This is a genomic window from Citrobacter sp. wls718 (genome assembly GCF_005280945.1).
GTDB classification, from domain to species: Bacteria; Pseudomonadota; Gammaproteobacteria; order Enterobacterales; family Enterobacteriaceae; genus Citrobacter; species Citrobacter gillenii.
In genome coordinates, this window is the sequence record NZ_SZWV01000051.1 from 78,394 (window position 1) to 96,481 (window position 18,088).

Consider the following 18,088-nt stretch of genomic DNA (forward strand, 5'->3'; position numbering starts at 1 on the left):
TAAACCGTTGGATTACACCCCGCGTGAATCGTTCCTTAACCCCGGCTTCCGGGTCTCTATTTACTGAGCAATTTGTGCAGCAGGGCGATAACCTGCTGCACCTCTTCCTGCGTTAACGCCCCGTCTTTCGCCCACTGAACGCGACCGTCTTTGTCGAGGACCGCGATGGCTGAGCTCTCTTCGTCCAGTTGCCAGGTTTTACGCGCGATGCCATTGCTGTCGACAATAAACTGTGACCACGGGTAAAGCTTCTTGTTGCTCTCAAGGCTGCTGCGTACAAACATGCCGGAGCCGGGAATGGCATCATCCGTGTTAACGATGGTGGTGGTCTGATAGCGGTCGTGCGGCAAGTTCGCCGCTTTGATGGCCTCAATCAATGTGGCGTTTTTCTCTTTTGCCGAGGTGCGTCCGGCGATGTGTTGCACAATGCGAACTTTCCCCGGCAACTGCGCGCTATTCCAGTTTTTATAGCTAAACTTATCGTTATCAAGAATCAGTTCGCCGCGATCGGCGATCCCGACCGGCGGCACGCGCTGGTTGGTTTCAAATTTATGGGCAGAGGCCATCATCGGCAGCAACAGGCACGACAGTGCCAGCAGTTTTTGTAAGGTCATGGTGTTTCCTTCTTTCTTATTTTGCAGGTGATCCGACCACTTGGGTGTGGAGTTTAAGCATATGTGCGAATGATGCTTTTTCCCGCAAGCGCGATGCCAGTTTGCGGACGAGCGCACAAATCCTGTGAAAAATGAAGGCTTATACTGAGGACAGCGAAACGTTGAAAAGATAATTCTGAATAATTGTAACCTGAAGGTAAATAAACTTATACACGCTGGAAACAACGTAGAGATAGTCTATAGTCATATGGCATTAAAATTTGCGCCTGAGGATTGTCGGACCGATTGTGGTACCGCAAAGGCGTAATGCTCAGCAGGAGACAACAATGAAAATTTTCCAACGGTACAACCCGCTGCAGGTGGCGAAGTACGTGAAGATCCTGTTTCGTGGACGGTTATATATCAAGGACGTAGGCGCTTTTGAATTTGATAAGGGTAAGATTCTTATCCCAAAAGTGAAGGACAAACTGCATTTTTCTGTTATGTCCGAAGTTAACCGTCAGGTCTTGCGTCTGCAAACTGAGATGGCTTGATCAAAGTGCTATGCGGTAGTTTAAGTAGTCTATAAAAAAACGGCTCCTGTAACAGGAGCCGTTGATGTTTTCAGGTCGGAAAACTTATGCCGCGCCGTCTTCTTTCGCATCCGGCAGCTTTGGCACCAGAACGGTGGGTTTGCTGTCCAGACGCGTCACCAGCAGCTGATCGATCTTGTAGTTATCGATGTCCACCACTTCGAATTTATAGCCTGAGTACTTCACTGAGTCGGTACGTTTCGGGATTTTACGCAGCATAAACATCATAAAACCACCGATGGTTTCATAGTTGCCGGACTGCGGAAACTCGTCGATATCCAGTACGCGCATCACGTCATCAATAGGTGTACCGCCGTCGATAAGCCAGGAGTTCTCGTCACGCGCCACAATCTGTTCTTCCAGGCCCTGACCGACTAAGTCACCCATCAGCGTGGTCATCACGTCGTTCAGTGTGATAATGCCCACCACCAGCGCGTACTCGTTCATGATAACGGCAAAGTCTTCGCCTGCGGCTTTAAAGCTTTCCAGCGCCTCAGACAGCGTCAGGGTATCCGGGACGATCAGCGTATTGCGGATCTGCACGCCGCTGTTCAGCGCCATGCTTTGGTTGGCCAGCACACGGTTCAGCAGATCTTTGGAGTCCACGTAGCCGATGATGTGATCGATATCTTCGTTACACACCAGAAACTTGGAATGTGGATGTTCCGCCACTTTGTTCTTCAGGCTCTGCTCATCTTCGTGCAGATCGAACCAGATGACGTTCTCACGTGAGGTCATGGACGACGGTACGGTACGGGATTCCAGTTCGAACACGTTTTCGATCAGCTCATGCTCCTGCTTACGCAAGACACCCGCCAGCGCACCGGCTTCAAATACGGCATAGATATCATCGGAGGTGATGTCATCTTTACGCACCATTGGGATCTTGAACAGCCGGAAAATACTGTTTGCCAGCCCATTGAAGAACCACACTAGCGGACGGAACACCATTAAACAGAAGCGCATCGGGTTGATGATGCGCAAAGCCACAGTTTCTGGCGCAATCATACCGATGCGTTTCGGGGTTAAATCCGCGAACAGGATGAACAGACCCGTTACTAGCGAGAACGACAAAATAAAGCTCAGTTGTTCGGACAGTTCTGGAGCAAAGTACTTTGAGAAAAGGCCGTAAAAGACCGGGGAAAATGCCGCATCACCCACGATACCGCCAAGAATGGCGACGGCGTTAAGGCCAATTTGCACCACCGTGAAGAACATGCCGGGGTTTTCCTGCATCTTCATTACGCGTTGCGCATTAATGTTGCCTTCATCGGCAAGCAGCTTAAGTTTAATTTTGCGTGATGCGGCAAGCGAGATCTCGGATATCGAGAAAAACGCACTCACGGCGATCAGGCAGAGAATGACTAAAATACTGTTTAACATATCTTATCCAGCCGTTAAGGCCAGATCCTCGGAAGGGAAATGGATAAATCCGTATGAATCTATATTGAATTCAAACTAAAGACCGGCTCGTGGAAGTGAGCCGGTAAATTCAGAAGCTAGTATAGCGTAAGGTACTGTAAAGTCGCCAGAGGGGGATTATTGCGGCTTATCCAACGGCGTTAATCCGGCGTACGGTCTGCATCTCTTGTTCGCAATAGGGTGAACCGTCTGGCTTCAGGACATCATGAAACCATAGCTGTGCGGTCTTGTCGTTGAGCGCGATATCCGGCCACGGTAGCCAGGTTTGCGTTTTGCCCTGCACCAGCCCCCAGTGATAGCTGGAAACGCGCTGCGCGTTAAACAGCGGCAGCTGTTCTTCTATTCGGCTACCAACGTGGCGGGCCAGCCATTCGGTACAGAAAACCGGTCTGCCAAACTCAGCAAGCTGTGACAAAAGAGACAGTTGGCCTGGGGTATCAACATACGCATGGTAGCTAATGACATCTGAAAGTCGCAGTGCGGCAACATCTATCGGATGGGTAAAGGCGTTCCCGCATGCTGCGCGATCGTCAATATGCCAGGCGGCGACGGTTAGGGGCTGAGACGGCGACTCCTGTCGCGCCCAGCTAAACAGGTGGGTTAGCAGGGTCAAGGCGTAAATTTCCAGCCGGTCGTCGTAACGGGCAAATTCACCTGTGCTACAGAAAATCCCGCCATTGCCGGGCTCATTGTAGAGATCCCAGACGCAGATGCGCGAGTCATGACGATAGTATCGAATGATATCGCGAACGTAGGCTTCAATGTGCGGCCAGCAGGTTCTGTCCATTACGCAGGCCCGTCCCGGACTGCCCGCCGCCTGGCTATTATGCACGCCGGGAACCGGGGCTTTTTGCAGGCCGATAAACGGTTCATCGCCGGAAAAGGCGCAGTCGTCGAGCAGCGTCAACATCACCTTGATACCGTGGGCGTGTGCAATGCTTAGAAAGGTGTCGATACGGCCAATCAGGCCATCGCGGTCATGCTGCCAGACGGTAAACGGTAAGTTCGTTCGCAGCTGGTTATAGCCGTACTGGCTGGCCCAGCGAAGTTCCTGTTCGATGGTGTGGATATCGAAACTCTCGGCTTGCCACATGTCGAGCCAGTTGACCGCGGTACGTGGTAAATAGTTAAAACCACAGCCCCAGGGTTGCTGCTGATACCAGCGCTGTGCCTGCGTTTTGCTCCAGGGTTTATACATGATGCGCTCCTTATTCTGCTTCTGAAAGACTGACGCGCCCCGTGGCCCGCTGCGTTGCACTGCCACCCCAGACTTCATCGTACTCGTAGCCGGTGAGCTGCTTTATCACCACCCGTGTTTCCTCATCGCAGTCGCGATAGTTGCCTCCCAGCTTGCGGCGGGCTATCTCTTTGAGCAGCAATTTATGCGTCTCACGCGTAAGCTTGAATTTGTAGGTGGTGTAGAAACTGACGGCCAGCAGCGCGGTGGTAGCAAAGATCATCAAGCCGATAATGGCGTGCAGCGCCATTGCAGGCTGGGCGCCGCTGCCTTTCACAAAACCCGACTCCTCCAGCACCATGCCGATCAGCAGGATAGCGATAGCCACGGTACTTTTGCGGGTGAGTACCATTACGCCCGCAAAAATGCCTTCGCGCCGCTGTTGGGTCACCATCTCGTCGATATCGGGGATAAAACTGTAAATATTCCACGGAATATAATAGAGACCCGAGCGCGCCATGCCGAGCAGAATAAAGACGGCGGAGAACAACACGTTGGAGACCTGAGTTTGGGTGTAATAGATAATAAATAAAAATGCCAGCACCGCAAATATACAGCTATAAGAGAGTCGCAGCGCCGCGGACGGCGTAATATTGAGTTTATTCAGTAATAGCATAAAACCATAGGTGCCAAACACCGACGCAAACGCGGCAATGCTTAACCAGCCGGAAACCGATGCAGCATCCTGATTCAAACAATAGATAACGTAAAAGGTAAATACTGAACCGAATACATCCATCGCGGTGAAAGAGAAAATATAAATAATAATATGCAAACGAAAGGCGCGAATTTTGAACGAGGAGAAGAGATCGAGTACCAGGTACTTTAGATGATTGAACAATCCGCTGCTGCGCTGAAGGTCCGTTTTAAATGTCTCTTCTTGCACATCTTTGGCCTCCCATGTGCAGCGCCAGGTAATAAATACGGCGATACAGAAAACGACGGAAAAGATAATCCCGGTCAGGGTGTAGGTAAACGGATTATCTTTGCCAGTAAACTGCATCAGAATGCCGGGAACCGAGACGGCCAGAAAGCCGCCGAGCTGCGAGCAGATCATGCGCACGCCGGAAAGGCGGCTACGCTCTTCGTAACGGTTAGTCATCTCTGCTGCCAGGGTTTCCCACGGTACCAGTACCATGGCCGACAGCAATTCAATCGACAAATAGGTTCCCAGGTAATACCAGTAACCCATATCGGTCAGCCACAGCAGGGCATAGAGAAACATGAGCGGCGAACTGAGTAATAAAAAGAAGCGGCGACGGCCAAATTTCCGCCCAAGCCAGGTATTGCCAAAATTATCGGTGACGTAGCCCATAATCGGGCTGAGTAAAGCATCAATCACGCGGGCAATAGCAAATATGGAACCTGCCTCCAGGACGCTTAAACCGCAATAGGTAGTGTAAAAAAATAACAGCCAGGTGCCGATAATAGCGAAAGCCCCGCCGCCAAATAAATCAGTGATGCCGTAGCCAATTGCTACACCATAACCGACTCTGCGTTCAGTTGGTTTAACCATAATTATTTTTCCAGTGTATATTACGTCATCCTTCAAGCAGCCTCTTTGTTGGCTACGCCTGCTCACCCCAGTCACTTACTTATGTAAGCGCCTGGGCGTTACCAGACTTACCGCCTTGAAGCATCTTGAATGATTTTGTGTATAGGGTATCTGTATGCCGGTATTACCCGGCTTATTTATTTACTTATGGAATGCTTAATGAATTTTAATTATTAATATTTATCCATTGTCGCGTCAGAGATGAACGATAAATAGCGTCCACCATCAACAGCGATTTTTGGGCTTGATGGATATCGATATATTCTGTCTGACCGCGATGGGTAATAGCATGATAGAACTGGCGAATGGCCAATTGGTGACCAAGACCCCAGTAGCTTTTGGCGCTGCCGTCTGGTGAACCATCGCTATCCAGCTTCAGGCGCTGGTCCTTTGTGACGCGCCATAGCGCGTTGTCAGTTAGCTGAAGCATGCCGTTTTCACAGTGGATCTCCAGCAACAGCGGAGAATCGAGTGTATTGCAGTTGCTGGCGTAAAACAGGCCACGTGCACCGTTGGCAAAATGCAGCGTTGCCATCGCGCTGTCTTCTGCTTCCGTCACCGCTGCCAGTTCGCTGCTATCCACCACGCCTTTTAAGCGTGTGACGCCCCCGGCGAACCACTGCATCAGATCGAGAGTATGAATGGCCTGATTAATCAGTAAACTGCCGCCTTCGCGAGCAAAACGCCCGCGCCACGGACTGTCACTGTAGTACGCCCCGGAGCGTGACCAGGTCAGCACGGCTTTCATGCTGAGCATTTTACCAAGCGTATTTTTCGCCAGTTCATCGCGTATGCGTAAGCTGGTGGGATTCAGCCGGTTCTGGTAGCACACGCCCAGCAGTCCCGGCGCCGAGGCTGCGGCGTCAGCTATGTCGGCAACTTCCCCTCCATTCATGCCTACCGGCTTTTCGCAAAACACATGTTTCCCGGCAGCAAGGGCGGCGAGAATCATATTTTTATGCTCAAAATGCGGCGTACAGATATGCACGACGTCAATGTCGTTATCCAGCAGCATTTCCCGGTAATTGGGATAAAAGCGGCAGTTATAGGTCATCGCCTGCTGTAGCCCGTTGACGCTGTCGGTGTCGACCAGCGCGCGTAGCGTCACCCCCGGCAAGAGCCGTAGGGCGTTGACGTGACTACGGTGGATGGCACCGGCACCAATAATGGCGGCATTTAACGTTTTCATGCTGCCCCCATTATGCATGTGCATTGGCGAGCATTTGCGCCTTCACGCACAGCTCGGCGGCTTTAAACGCATGGGCCTGGGTCATGGCGTTTTCGGTACGGTTCAGGCAGTCGAGAATAAACTCGCCGAAGAACGGGAACCCTACCTTACCGGCGACCGGATAGCGGAATTCCCCCTCTTTATTAACCAGATACACCACATCCTGTTCACCTTGGGTAATATCGACATACTTGCGGATCTCGATATAGCCCTCGGTGCCCAGCAGCGTCAGGCGTCCGTCCCCCCAGGTGCTGAGGCCGTCCGGCGTGAACCAGTCGCAGCGGAAATAGCCCGTTGCGCCGTTCTCGCCCGCCAGCATCGCATCGCCAAAGTCTTCAAACTGTGGATACTGCGGATGATTGACGTTGCGCACCTGGCTTGCGACCACACGCGCCTCGAGGTTGTCGGTGTAAAACAGGAACTGCTCAATCTGATGGCTGCCGATATCACACAGAATGCCGCCGAAATAGCGTCGATCGTAGAACCAGTCCGGACGTCCGCTGCCTTCACGATGCGGGCCGGTGCCCAGGGTCTGGATCACCCGGCCAATTGCCCCCCGCTTGACCAGATCGCCCGCAAAAACTGCGCTTTCAACGTGCAGGCGCTCGCTGTAGTAAACCGCGTACTTGCGCCCGGTCCTGGCCACCATGGCTTTGGCGTCTTCCAGCTGTTCGAGAGTAGTCAGCGGTGCTTTGTCGGTGAAATAATCTTTACCCGCCGCCATCACCTTTAGTCCCAGCGGGCAGCGTTCAGAGGGGATTGCCGCCCCGGCGACCAGCCTGACATCGCGGTCGTTGAGAATGGTCTCCAGTGAGTCAGCCACCTGCGCCTGCGGGTACTGTTGCAGGAATTTCTCCACTTTCGCCGGGTCCGGGTCGTACACCCACTTCAGGGTGGCTCCGGCTTCGATCAGCCCGTTGCACATCCCGTAGATATGACCGTGGTCGAGCGTGGCAGCGGCAATCACAAACTCACCAGGTTTTACCACCGGCTGTGGTTTGCCGGTCGGGGCGTAGTTCATTCCATCTGTCTTGTTCATTACTCTGCTCCTGAATCTAAGTCTTTACCCAGAGGGATAGCACCGACTTCCGTGAAATTGCTCACGGAGGCGGATTTCTCATAAAAATGCGGGGCTTTTGCCATCAGGCCACCGGTACGATAAAAATCGTCGTGGCTGGGGATGGGCAGCGTTACCACCGTGCGGGTAATGGCGGATTTGTAGATAGCGGTAATCAGCTCCAGCGAACGTTTACCCTGTTCCCCGTCGACCAGTGGGGGCGTCTGTTGTTCGATGGCGCTGAGCAGGTTGTCGATTTGTCCGCTATGCAGCGTCCATTGAAGCGCAGGCGTGGCATGAAACAGCGCGTCCAGTTGCTCTTCCAGTTCGCGATGATTGTCCGCTTGTGGAAAGCCGTTATCCGCCGACTGGCTGGCATACACCTTCCACGGGGCGGAGATCCGCGCCTTTTCGCCCTGAATAACGATTTTCTGATCTTCACCATGATGCACAACGGATGCGGTGAGCTGAGCCAGCGCCCCGTCTGAATATTTGAAAATGGCCGCACTGAGATCTTCCACTTCCGCGTTGTCATGGGCGACATTGCTCATCATCGCTACCACTTCGCTCGGGAAGCCGAGCATCCACTGAATTGCATCGATGTGGTGTACCGCATGATTCAGCGTGCAGCCGCCGCCTTCTTTCTGCCAGGTGCCGCGCCACCACAGATCGTAATAGCAATGCCCGCGCCACCAGAACGAGTCCACCTGCGCGTGGCAAATTTTGCCCGCAAGGCCGGAATCAACGGCGGCTTTTAAGCGCCAGAAGGCATCGGTAAAGCGGTTTTGTGCGATGACCGATAACATTTTTCCGCTGGCTTTCTGCGCGGCAATCATCGCATCACACTCTGCGAGCGAGGCGGCCATCGGTTTTTCGCACAGCACGTGTTTGCCCGCGTGCAGAGCATCAATGCTGATGTCGGCGTGGACGTACGGCGGAGTACAGACGTCGACAACGTCCACATTAATACCCGCGTCCAGCATGGCCTGATGGCTGCTGTAGACCCGTGCTTCGCTTAGGCCGTAGCGCGTTTTCTTCTCTTCGGCTTTTTCCGGCCAGATGTCGACCAGCGCGACGATCCGGCAGCGATCCGCAAACTGTAAATAGCTTTGAATGTGGTTATGGGAGATGTTTCCGGTGCCGACAATGGCAATATTCAGCATGGTCATCCCCTTAACGCTGCCAGCTTGCGGAGGCGTCCAGCGTGCGGCTGGCGGTGGTTTTCTCGACCGATGAGTCGATACGCGCCTGCAACAACCGGGCATAGCGCTGCTCGTCAATTGGCAGCTCAACCCAGTCATCGGTCCAGGTGGAGAGGTGCATGGCGTTGGACAGCGTCAGGCCGCGAATGCCTTCCAGACCAGGGGCGATGAGCGGTTCGCCGTGCAGGACCGCGGCGGTGAAATTGGCGGTGATGACATGATGCTCACTGCATTCTGGTGCGGTAGGGATAGTCACTTCCCAGCACTCCGGCTCGCCAAAGCCGTTTTGCCAGCGGGCGTTGAAGTCGGTTTCGGATTCACGCAGTCGCCAGAAGCGCAGGCGGCCTTCTTCCACCACCACTTTTCCGCGATCGCCGACGATCTCGAGGCGGTTGGTGCCGGGGGTTTCGGCGACGGTGGTGATGAACACGCCGGTTGCACCGTTGGCGTATTCCGCGTAGGCGGTGACCTCATCTTCTACTTCAATCTGGCGGTGTTTGCCAAACTGGCAAAACGCGCGCAAGCGTATGGGCATACCGACCAGCCATTGCCACAAATCAAGCTGGTGCGGGTCCTGATTGAGCAGCACACCGCCGCCTTCACCTTTCCATGTCGCGCGCCAGCCGCCGGAGTTGTAGTAACTCTGTGAGCGATACCAGTTGGTGATTATCCAGTTGGAGCGGCGCAATTCGCCCAGCTCGCCGCTGTCGATCAGATCTTTTACTTTCTGATACAGCGGGTTCGGGCGCTGGTTGTACATCATGCCGAACACCACATCGCATTCACGGGCGCAGGTGTTCATCTCGTGGACCTGCGCGGTACAGACCCCGGCCGGTTTTTCGCACAACGTATGAATGCCAAGACGCATTGCCATCATCGATAAACCCGGATGCGCATAGTGCGGCGTAGCGACGATAACCGCGTCGACAAGCCCACTGTTCAGCATCTCCTCAGCACTGATAAACAGTGCAACCGCATCGCCTACCAACTGGCGAATAGCGGCATGCTTGTCGGCGTTATTATCGCAGACCGCCGTCAGGCAGGCGTCCTTTACGGTCCCAGCCAGCAGATAGCGGGCGTGGACGGTGCCAATATTTCCCACGCCAATAATGCCAAAGCGTAATTTTTTCATGTCAGGCCTTTTCATCAGAAATAAGGGATAAGCGGACCATAAGAAACGCCTGGAATATCGACAATGTGATTTTGTGAGAGCGGTTGCAGGATGAGGAAGAAGTTCGCACAGATATTAAAAAAGTGTTTTAGAGTCAATGAACTAGGTTTGCAAAAACTTGCAAAAATAGATTGCGAGCGAGGTCACAGAATGTCAGGCAAGCTAAAAATGGATGAAATCGCTGCCTTAACCGGGTTCTCCGTGAGTACCGTGTCGAGGGTACTGAGCGGGAAGTCCTGTACCAGCGATAAAGCTCGGGAAGCCATCGTGAAATGCGCGCGCCAGCTAGGGGTGCTTGATACGCTGGCCTGCGGGCGGCTGCTGATCAACGGGATTGCGGTCTTCGCTCCACAGCGCACATTCATTGCGCAGGGCGATGTGTTTTACCTCGAAGTGACGCGCGGCATTGCTGAAGCTATTGCGCCGCATGATGTCTATCTGAGCTACTGCGGGTTAGATGAGCAGCGAGCCGACATCAAGCTCTTTCTGGAAAAGGCCAACAGCAAGAATATCAACGCCATTATTCTCATCGGCATTGATGACCCCACCGTGCATAAGCTGGCGCAGTCGCTGGGAAAACCCTGCGTGCTGATCAACTCACAGGATAAAGAAGGGGTATTGGACGCGGTCTCGCCCGATCACCGATCGATTGGCAACCAGGCGGTGCAGTATCTTTTTGAGCAGGGGCATCGGCGCATTCTCCACGTCACCAGCCTACGACGTGAAACCCTGTACTGGCGTCTGGAAGGCATAAAGGAGATCTATCGGCAGTATCAGGTGCCGTTTGATGCCCGGCGCGATCTGTTGGTGACGGAAGGATTTTCTGAACCAGAGGCGATACAGGCGATTAGCGACCGGCTACGTGAACTGCCGCAGAGCGAATGGCCGGAAGTGATTTTCTGTGCCGGGGCGTCAATGTCCAGCGGCGTTCGTCGCGTGCTGGAAGCGTTGGGGGTACGCATTCCCGATGATATCTCGCTGATGACCACGGACGTCAAAGAACTGGATGGCCATGTGGTTTCTGCGGTCACCAGCATTACCATTCCCTGTCGGGCATTAGGCGTAGAAGCGGTGCATTTGCTGCAAAACCGCCTCAATCGCCCGGCTGCGCCGGTGTTTAATCTGCTGCTCAAGGGCAAAGTGACGGAAAGGGGAACCGTCGCCAATGCCACGCGCCATGCCGCGCTGGCGCGGGAACAATAGTTGACCCGACAGGCCCGATAAACGTAGCGCCATCGGGCAGCAGCAGATTAGTTCTGCGGCGGCAGGCACACGCCAATGCCGCCAATACCACAATATCCATAAGGGTTTTTATGCAGATATTGTTGGTGATCGTCCTCGGCATAATAAAACGGCGTGGCGGTATTAATCTCTGTCGTGATGTGGCGGTCATCGCCCGCAGCGGTCATCGCCGCCTGAAAACGCGCGAGGCTGGCATCTGCTGCACTCTTTTGCTCCGGCGTGAGCGGATAAATGGCCGAACGATACTGCGTGCCCTGGTCATTGCCCTGACGCATGCCCTGCGCCGGGTCGTGATTCTCCCAGAACACCTGCAGCAGTTGCTCGTAGCTGATAACATGCGGGTCATAAACGATACGCACCGCTTCGGCATGGCCCGTTTCGCCAGAACAGACTTCCCGATAGGTTGGGTTAGGCGTGTAGCCGCCGGTATACCCGGCAGCCGTGCTGTAAACGCCGGGTAAAGACCAGAACAAACGCTCCACACCCCAGAAACAGCCCATCGCGAACAGGGCGATTTCCATCCCTTCGGGTACGTGGGTCATCGAATGTTGGTTCACCGCATGCAGCGTTGCCACGGGCATCGGGGTGTTGCGTCCAGGTAGAGCATCTGCTTGAGAAACAAGATGCTTTTTATCAAATAAACTCATGGCCGTTCTCCCGAAATCAGTCATTTGGGTTAAGGTTGTAACAAGACGCGTCTTTGCCCACAATAACTGGCGTGAATACGTCTAGAGTTAAACATAAGAAATATTTGGGTTGCCGTCTGTTTTTCAACTCTTATTGTTGATTTTTTGTTAAGCCGAGGAACGGCAGAGTATTTTTTTCCAGGGGTGGGAAAAAAGGATATTCAGGAGAAAATGTGCCACATATCCGTCAGTTGTGTTGGGTGGGGTTGCTGTGCTTAAGCGGCCCGGCCGTCGCCGCAAATGTTCGCTTACAGGTCGAAGGATTATCGGGACCGCTGGAGAAAAACGTCCGTGCGCAGTTGTCCACGATTCAAAGTGATGAAGTCACACCGGACCGACGTTTTCGTGCGCGCGTTGATGACGCTATTCGCGAAGGGTTAAAAGCGCTGGGCTATTTTGAGCCGACCATTGATTTTGAACTGCGTCCGCCGCCGGCGAAGGGACGTCAGGTATTAATCGCTAAAGTGACGCCCGGAGAGCCGGTACTTATTGGTGGAACCGACGTTGTTTTACGCGGCGGGGCGCGCACCGATAGCGATTACCTGGATCTGCTGAAAACGCGTCCGGCAATCGGCACGGTGCTCAATCAAGGAGACTATGACAGCTTCAAAAAGTCATTAACCAGCGTGGCGCTGCGCAAAGGCTACTTTGACAGTGAATTTAATAAAAGCCAGCTGGGGATTGCGCTCGATCGTCGCCAGGCGTTCTGGGATATCGATTACAACAGCGGTGAGCGCTATCGCTTTGGTCATGTCACCTTTGAAGGTTCGCAAATTCGCGATGAGTACCTGCAAAACCTGGTGCCGTTCAAAGAGGGCAAAGAGTACGAATCCAAAGACCTGGCGGAGCTGAACCGCCGTCTCTCAGCAACCGGCTGGTTTAATTCTGTCGTGGTGGCACCAGAGTTCGACAAAGCCCGCGAAACCAAAGTGTTACCGCTGAAAGGTGTGGTCTCACCACGCACGGAAAACACCATTGAAACCGGGGTGGGCTATTCAACTGACGTCGGGCCACGGTTAAAAACCACGTGGAAAAAGCCGTGGATGAACTCCTACGGCCATAGCCTGACCACCAGTGCCAGTATCTCTGCGCCGGAGCAGGTCCTGGATTTCAGCTATAAAATGCCGCTGTTAAAGAACCCGCTGGAGCAGTATTACCTGGTGCAGGGGGGCTTTAAACGTACCGATTTGAACGACACCGAGCAGGACTCAACCACGCTTGCCGTCTCCCGCTACTGGGACCTCTCCAGCGGCTGGCAGCGTGCGATCAACCTGCGCTGGAGTCTTGACCACTTTACTCAGGGTAACGTCACCAACACCACGATGCTGCTGTATCCGGGCGTGATGATCAGCCGGACGCGCTCGCGCGGCGGCCTGATGCCCGTCTGGGGCGATTCCCAGCGCTATTCCATTGATTACTCCAATACTGCCTGGGGCTCTGACGTCGACTTCTCCGTCTTTCAGGCGCAAAACGTCTGGATCCGTACGCTGTACGACAGCCATCGCTTTGTGATGCGTGGCAACCTCGGCTGGATTGAAACCGGCGATTTCGACAAAGTCCCGCCGGACCTGCGTTTCTTCGCCGGGGGCGATCGCAGTATTCGCGGCTATAAATACAAATCTATTTCGCCTGAAGGGAGTGACGGCAAGCTGAAAGGGGCCTCCAAGCTGGCGACCGGATCGCTGGAATACCAGTACAACGTAACCGGTAAATGGTGGGGGGCGATGTTTGTGGATAGCGGTGAAGCGGTGAGCGATATCCGCCGAAGCGATTTCAAAACCGGTGCCGGGGTTGGCGTTCGTTGGCAGTCACCGGTCGGGCCGATCAAGCTCGATTTAGCTGCGCCGATCGGCGACAAAGATGAACATGGTTTACAGTTTTACATCGGTCTGGGGCCTGAATTATGAGTTTATGGAAGAAGATAAGCCTCGGCGTATTGATTGTTATCCTGCTGTTGTTGGGCTCCGTGGCGTTCCTCGTCGGCACGACCTCGGGCCTGCATTTGGTCTTCAAGGCCGCTAATCGTTGGGTTCCAGGGCTGGAGATTGGCCAGGTCACCGGCGGCTGGCGGGATCTGTCGCTTAAAAATATTCGCTACGACCAACCTGGTGTGGCGGTGAATGCCGGTGAAGTACATCTGGCCGTTGGTCTTAACTGCCTGTGGGACAGCAGCCTGTGCGTCAATGATCTGTCGCTGAAAGACATCAACGTGGCGATCGACAGCAAAAAGATGCCGCCTTCTGCGCCGGTTGAGGAAGAAGACAGCGGCCCGCTAAACCTCTCCACGCCTTACCCGATCACGCTTTCCCGCGTGGCGCTTAACAACATCAATATCAAAATCGATGACACCACGGTGTCGGTGCTGGATTTTACCTCCGGACTGAACTGGCAGGAAAAAACGCTGACCCTGAAACCTACGTCATTGCAGGGGCTGTTAATCGCCCTGCCAAAAGTGGCGGACGTGGCGCAGGAAGAGGTGGTGGAACCGAAGATCCAAAACCCGCAGCCGGATGAAAAACCGCTGGGCGAAACGCTGAAAGATCTGTTCTCAAAACCTGTTTTGCCGGAAATGACCGACGTTCATCTGCCGCTGAATCTTAATATCGAAGAATTTCGCGGTGAGCAGCTGCGCGTCACCGGTGATACGGATTTAACGGTGCACAGCATGCTGCTGAAGGTGAGCAGCATTGACGGCAACATGAAGCTCGACGCGCTGGATATCGACTCCAGCCAGGGGGCAGTGAAGGCCAGCGGTACGGCGCAACTGACCGACAAATGGCCGGTTGATATTACCCTCAACAGCACGCTGAACATCGAACCGTTAAAAGGCGAGAAGGTGAAGCTGAAGGTTGGCGGCGCGCTGCGTGACCAGCTGGAAGTGGGTGTCAATCTGTCTGGTCCGGTGGACATGGATCTGCGTGCACAGACACGTCTGGCGGAAGCGGGATTACCGCTCAATCTGGAGGTGGTGAGTAAGCAGGTTTACTGGCCATTTACCGGCGACAAGCAGTTCCAGGCCGATGACATCAAGCTCAAGCTGACCGGCAAGATGACCGACTATACGCTCTCGATGCACGCCGCCGTGAAAGGCCAGGATATTCCTCCGGCGATCATCACGCTGGATGCCAAAGGCAATGAGCAGCAGATCAATCTCGACAAACTTAGCGTTGCCGCGCTGGAAGGTAAAACCGAGCTGAAAGCGCTGGTGGACTGGCAGCAAGCCATTAGCTGGCGCGGGGAGCTGACGCTGGACGGCATCAATACGGCGAAAGAGGTGCCGGAATGGCCCTCGAAACTGAATGGTGTGATCAAAACCCGCGGTAGCCTGTACGGCGGAAGCTGGCAGATGGAGGTGCCAGAGCTGAAGCTGAGCGGTAACGTGAAGCAGAACAAGGTCAATGTGAACGGCTCGCTGAAGGGTAACAGCTACCTGCAGTGGACCATCCCCGGTCTGCATCTGGAACTGGGGCGCAACAGCGCTGAGGTGAAAGGTGAGCTGGGCGTCAAAGATCTCAATCTCGACGCGACGATTGATGCCCCAAGTCTGGATAACGCGCTGCCGGGGCTGGGCGGCACGGCGAAGGGGCAGGTCAAGGTGCGTGGTACGGTAGAGGCGCCGGAACTGCTGGCGGATATCACTGCCCGTGGCCTGCGCTGGCAGGAACTGTCCGTGGCTCAGGTGCGTGTTGAAGGCGATGTGAAATCAGCGGAGCAGATTGCCGGTAACCTCAACGTGCGCGTTGAGCGGATTGTGCAACCTGATGTGAACATCAATCTGGTTACGCTGAACGCCAAAGGAAGCGAAAAGCAGCATGAGCTGCAGCTACGTATTCAGGGCGAGCCGGTTTCGGGACAGCTTGATCTGGCCGGGAGTTTTGATCGCAAAGAGCAGCGCTGGAAAGGGGAATTAAGCAATACCCGCTTCCAGACCCCGGTTGGTCCGTGGTCGCTGAACCGCGCCATTGCGCTGGATTACCGCAATCAGGAACAGAAAATCAGCATCGGGCCGCACTGCTGGAACAACCCAAATGCGGAACTGTGCGTACCGCAGACGATAGATGCCGGAGCGGAAGGTCGCGCAGTGGTGAACCTTAACCGTTTCGATCTGGCGATGCTGAAACCGTTTATGCCGGATGCCACCCAGGCCAGCGGCGTGTTTACAGGCAAGGCCGATGTGAGCTGGGACACCACCAAAGAAGGACTGCCGCAGGGGCAGGTGACGCTGAATGGACGTAATGTGAAGGTGACACAAAGCGTCAACGATGCCCCGCTGCCGGTGGCGTTTGACACGCTGAATCTCACCGCCGACCTGCACAACAACCGTGCCGAACTGGGCTGGCTGATCCGCCTGACCAATAACGGCCAGTTTGACGGTCAGGTGCAGATAAGTGACCCGCAAGGACGACGCAATCTGGGCGGGAACGTCAATATCCGCAATTTCAATCTGGCGATGGTGAACCCTATCTTCTCGCGCGGCGAAAAAGCCGCCGGGATGCTAAACGCCAACCTGCGCCTCGGAGGTGACCTGCAAAGTCCACAATTGCTCGGCCAGTTGCAGCTGAGCGGCCTGGACGTTGACGGCAACTTTATGCCGTTCGACATGCAACCCAGCCAGTTGGCCGTTAACTTCACCGGGACCCGTTCGACAATTGCGGGCGTGGTGCGCACGCAGCAGGGAGAGATAAACCTGAGCGGTGACGCCGACTGGAGTCAACTAGACAACTGGCGAGCGCGCATTGCGGCCAAAGGCAGCCGGGTGCGTATCACCGTGCCGCCAATGGTGCGTCTGGATGTCTCGCCGGATGTGGAATTTGAAGCCACGCCGAACCTGTTTACTCTGAACGGCAATGTTGATGTGCCGTGGGCGCGTATTGTGGTGCACGACCTGCCGGAAAGCGCGGTCGGTGTTTCCAGTGATATGGTGATGCTCAATGACAATCTACAGCCGGAGAAACCGCAGAGCGCCGGGATCCCGATCAACAGCAACCTGAACATCCACGTCGGCAACAACGTGCGTATCGATGCCTTTGGTCTGAAAGCACGTTTGACGGGCGATCTCAAAGTGGCACAGGATAAGCAGGGGCTGGGCCTCAACGGGCAGATTAATATCCCAAGCGGCCGCTTCCATGCGTATGGTCAGGATTTGATTGTACGTAAAGGTGAGCTGTTGTTCTCCGGTCCACCGGATCAGCCGCTGCTCAATATCGAGGCTATTCGTAACCCGGATGCCACCGAAGACGACGTGATCGCCGGTGTTCGCGTAACGGGTACGGCAGATGAACCGAAAGCGGAAATCTTCTCCGACCCGGCGATGTCGCAGCAAATGGCGCTCTCTTACCTGCTGCGCGGGCAAGGATTGGACAGCGAACAGAGCGATAGTGCGGCAATGACGTCTATGCTTATTGGCTTAGGGGTTGCACAAAGTGGTCAGATTGTGGGTAAAATCGGGGAGACGTTTGGCGTAAGCAATCTGGCGCTGGACACGCAAGGGGTGGGCGATTCATCTCAGGTGGTTGTCAGCGGATATGTACTGCCAGGTCTGCAGGTGAAATATGGTGTGGGTATATTTGACTCTTTAGCGACACTCACGCTACGTTATCGTCTGATGCCTAAGCTATATCTGGAAGCTGTGTCTGGCGTTGATCAGGCACTTGATTTGCTCTATCAGTTCGAGTTTTAGCAATGCGAATATTTGTTTATGGTAGTTTACGTACCAAGCAAGGTAACAGCCACTGGATGACCAACGCCCAGTTGCTGGGTAATTTCAGCATCGATAACTACCAGTTGTACAGTCTGGGCCACTATCCAGGCGCGGTTCCGGGAAACGGAACGGTACACGGGGAAGTTTATCGTATTGATAACGCCACGCTGGCAGAGCTTGATGCGCTGCGCTCGCGTGGCGGAGAGTACGCACGCCAGTTAATTCAGACGCCTTACGGAAGTGCATGGATGTATGTATATCAACGTTCGGTAGATGGGTTAACGCTGATAGAAAGCGGTAACTGGTTAGACCGCGACAAGTACTAACATATACCTGATGGATTTCGATTTGCATCAAGGCGGCGACGCAGGAATCCCCAGTCACGTACATCAGTACGTGAC

15 protein-coding genes are annotated in these 18,088 nt (G+C 54.3%); 6 read left to right on the forward strand and 9 right to left on the reverse strand.

What is annotated here, in order from left to right:
- On the forward strand, positions 1–67 hold a 67-nt coding region (locus FDW95_RS23690), incomplete at its 5' end, for a hypothetical protein (protein ID WP_249359013.1).
- Here the strand turns inward: FDW95_RS23690 and FDW95_RS09560 are convergent.
- On the reverse strand, positions 57–614 hold the full coding sequence (locus tag FDW95_RS09560; protein WP_115259598.1) for a YtfJ family protein: 558 nt from the start codon (positions 612–614) through the stop codon (positions 57–59). The two genes, FDW95_RS23690 and FDW95_RS09560, sit on opposite strands and share 11 nt — an antisense overlap.
- Before the next feature lie 326 nt (positions 615–940).
- On the opposite strand from FDW95_RS09560, the gene FDW95_RS09565 reads away from it, so the two are divergent.
- Positions 941–1,147, forward strand: a complete 207-nt coding sequence (locus FDW95_RS09565; RefSeq protein ID WP_003025710.1) for a DUF1107 domain-containing protein — start codon at positions 941–943, stop codon at positions 1,145–1,147.
- Between the two features lie 84 nt (positions 1,148–1,231).
- Here the strand turns inward: FDW95_RS09565 and FDW95_RS09570 are convergent, their stop codons facing one another.
- The 7 genes from FDW95_RS09570 to FDW95_RS09600 all read right to left on the reverse strand — a co-directional run bounded on the left by FDW95_RS09570 (position 1,232) and on the right by FDW95_RS09600 (position 10,019).
- Positions 1,232–2,569 (reverse strand): hemolysin family protein, encoded by a 1,338-nt coding sequence (locus FDW95_RS09570; protein WP_096758548.1) that lies wholly within the window; start codon positions 2,567–2,569, stop codon positions 1,232–1,234.
- A 166-nt stretch (positions 2,570–2,735) separates the two neighbouring features.
- Positions 2,736–3,806, reverse strand: a complete 1,071-nt coding sequence (locus FDW95_RS09575; protein ID WP_096758547.1) for a 1,4-beta-xylanase — start codon at positions 3,804–3,806, stop codon at positions 2,736–2,738.
- A 10-nt stretch (positions 3,807–3,816) separates the two neighbouring features.
- A complete protein-coding gene (locus FDW95_RS09580; protein ID WP_115259597.1) occupies positions 3,817–5,361 on the reverse strand; it encodes an MFS transporter in 1,545 nt (514 codons plus the stop codon).
- Positions 5,362–5,566: 205 nt separating this feature from the next.
- Positions 5,567–6,589, reverse strand: coding sequence for a Gfo/Idh/MocA family oxidoreductase (locus FDW95_RS09585; RefSeq protein WP_115259596.1), 1,023 nt, complete (start codon positions 6,587–6,589; stop codon positions 5,567–5,569).
- Positions 6,590–6,599: 10 nt separating this feature from the next.
- A complete protein-coding gene (locus FDW95_RS09590) occupies positions 6,600–7,667 on the reverse strand; it encodes a Gfo/Idh/MocA family oxidoreductase (protein WP_115259595.1) in 1,068 nt (355 codons plus the stop codon).
- Positions 7,667–8,848, reverse strand: coding sequence for a Gfo/Idh/MocA family oxidoreductase (locus FDW95_RS09595; RefSeq protein WP_115259594.1), 1,182 nt, complete (start codon positions 8,846–8,848; stop codon positions 7,667–7,669). The genes FDW95_RS09590 and FDW95_RS09595 overlap by 1 nt, the downstream gene beginning before the upstream one ends.
- Before the next feature lie 10 nt (positions 8,849–8,858).
- Positions 8,859–10,019 carry a Gfo/Idh/MocA family oxidoreductase gene (locus tag FDW95_RS09600; protein ID WP_096758543.1) on the reverse strand — a complete coding sequence of 387 codons (1,161 nt, stop codon included), beginning with the start codon at positions 10,017–10,019 and terminating at the stop codon, positions 8,859–8,861.
- Between the two features lie 189 nt (positions 10,020–10,208).
- Here FDW95_RS09600 and FDW95_RS09605 point away from each other — a divergent pair, with 189 nt between their 5' ends.
- Complete coding sequence (locus tag FDW95_RS09605) at positions 10,209–11,261, forward strand: LacI family DNA-binding transcriptional regulator (protein ID WP_115259593.1); 1,053 nt, start codon at positions 10,209–10,211, stop codon at positions 11,259–11,261.
- 47 nt (positions 11,262–11,308) lie between these two features.
- Here the strand turns inward: FDW95_RS09605 and msrA are convergent, their stop codons facing one another.
- Positions 11,309–11,947 carry a peptide-methionine (S)-S-oxide reductase MsrA gene (gene msrA, locus FDW95_RS09610; RefSeq protein WP_115259592.1) on the reverse strand — a complete coding sequence of 213 codons (639 nt, stop codon included), beginning with the start codon at positions 11,945–11,947 and terminating at the stop codon, positions 11,309–11,311.
- A 212-nt stretch (positions 11,948–12,159) separates the two neighbouring features.
- On the opposite strand from msrA, the gene tamA reads away from it, so the two are divergent.
- From tamA to FDW95_RS09625, 3 genes are read left to right on the forward strand one after another with little or no spacing between them, the layout of a single operon-like run.
- Entirely contained in the window at positions 12,160–13,893 is a 1,734-nt protein-coding gene (tamA, locus tag FDW95_RS09615; RefSeq protein WP_115259591.1) for an autotransporter assembly complex protein TamA, read from the forward strand.
- On the forward strand, positions 13,890–17,666 hold the full coding sequence (gene tamB / locus FDW95_RS09620; protein WP_115259590.1) for an autotransporter assembly complex protein TamB: 3,777 nt from the start codon (positions 13,890–13,892) through the stop codon (positions 17,664–17,666). The genes tamA and tamB overlap by 4 nt, the downstream gene beginning before the upstream one ends.
- Positions 17,667–17,668: 2 nt before the next feature.
- Complete coding sequence (locus FDW95_RS09625; RefSeq protein WP_115259589.1) at positions 17,669–18,013, forward strand: gamma-glutamylcyclotransferase; 345 nt, start codon at positions 17,669–17,671, stop codon at positions 18,011–18,013.
- Positions 18,014–18,088: the final 75 nt, after the last annotated feature.

Coding starts and splice junctions, on each gene's coding strand:
- FDW95_RS09575 (WP_096758547.1), bottom strand. CDS start 3,806: ATGTATAAACCCTGGAGCAAAACGCAGGCACAGCGCTGGTATCAGCAG.
- FDW95_RS09605 (WP_115259593.1), top strand. CDS start 10,209: ATGTCAGGCAAGCTAAAAATGGATGAAATCGCTGCCTTAACCGGGTTC.
- tamB (WP_115259590.1), top strand. CDS start 13,890: ATGAGTTTATGGAAGAAGATAAGCCTCGGCGTATTGATTGTTATCCTG.
- FDW95_RS09595 (WP_115259594.1), bottom strand. CDS start 8,848: ATGCTGAATATTGCCATTGTCGGCACCGGAAACATCTCCCATAACCAC.
- FDW95_RS09625 (WP_115259589.1), top strand. CDS start 17,669: ATGCGAATATTTGTTTATGGTAGTTTACGTACCAAGCAAGGTAACAGC.
- FDW95_RS09585 (WP_115259596.1), bottom strand. CDS start 6,589: ATGAAAACGTTAAATGCCGCCATTATTGGTGCCGGTGCCATCCACCGT.
- FDW95_RS09570 (WP_096758548.1), bottom strand. CDS start 2,569: ATGTTAAACAGTATTTTAGTCATTCTCTGCCTGATCGCCGTGAGTGCG.
- FDW95_RS09600 (WP_096758543.1), bottom strand. CDS start 10,019: ATGAAAAAATTACGCTTTGGCATTATTGGCGTGGGAAATATTGGCACC.
- msrA (WP_115259592.1), bottom strand. CDS start 11,947: ATGAGTTTATTTGATAAAAAGCATCTTGTTTCTCAAGCAGATGCTCTA.
- FDW95_RS09560 (WP_115259598.1), bottom strand. CDS start 614: ATGACCTTACAAAAACTGCTGGCACTGTCGTGCCTGTTGCTGCCGATG.
- FDW95_RS09590 (WP_115259595.1), bottom strand. CDS start 7,667: ATGAACAAGACAGATGGAATGAACTACGCCCCGACCGGCAAACCACAG.
- FDW95_RS09565 (WP_003025710.1), top strand. CDS start 941: ATGAAAATTTTCCAACGGTACAACCCGCTGCAGGTGGCGAAGTACGTG.
- FDW95_RS09580 (WP_115259597.1), bottom strand. CDS start 5,361: ATGGTTAAACCAACTGAACGCAGAGTCGGTTATGGTGTAGCAATTGGC.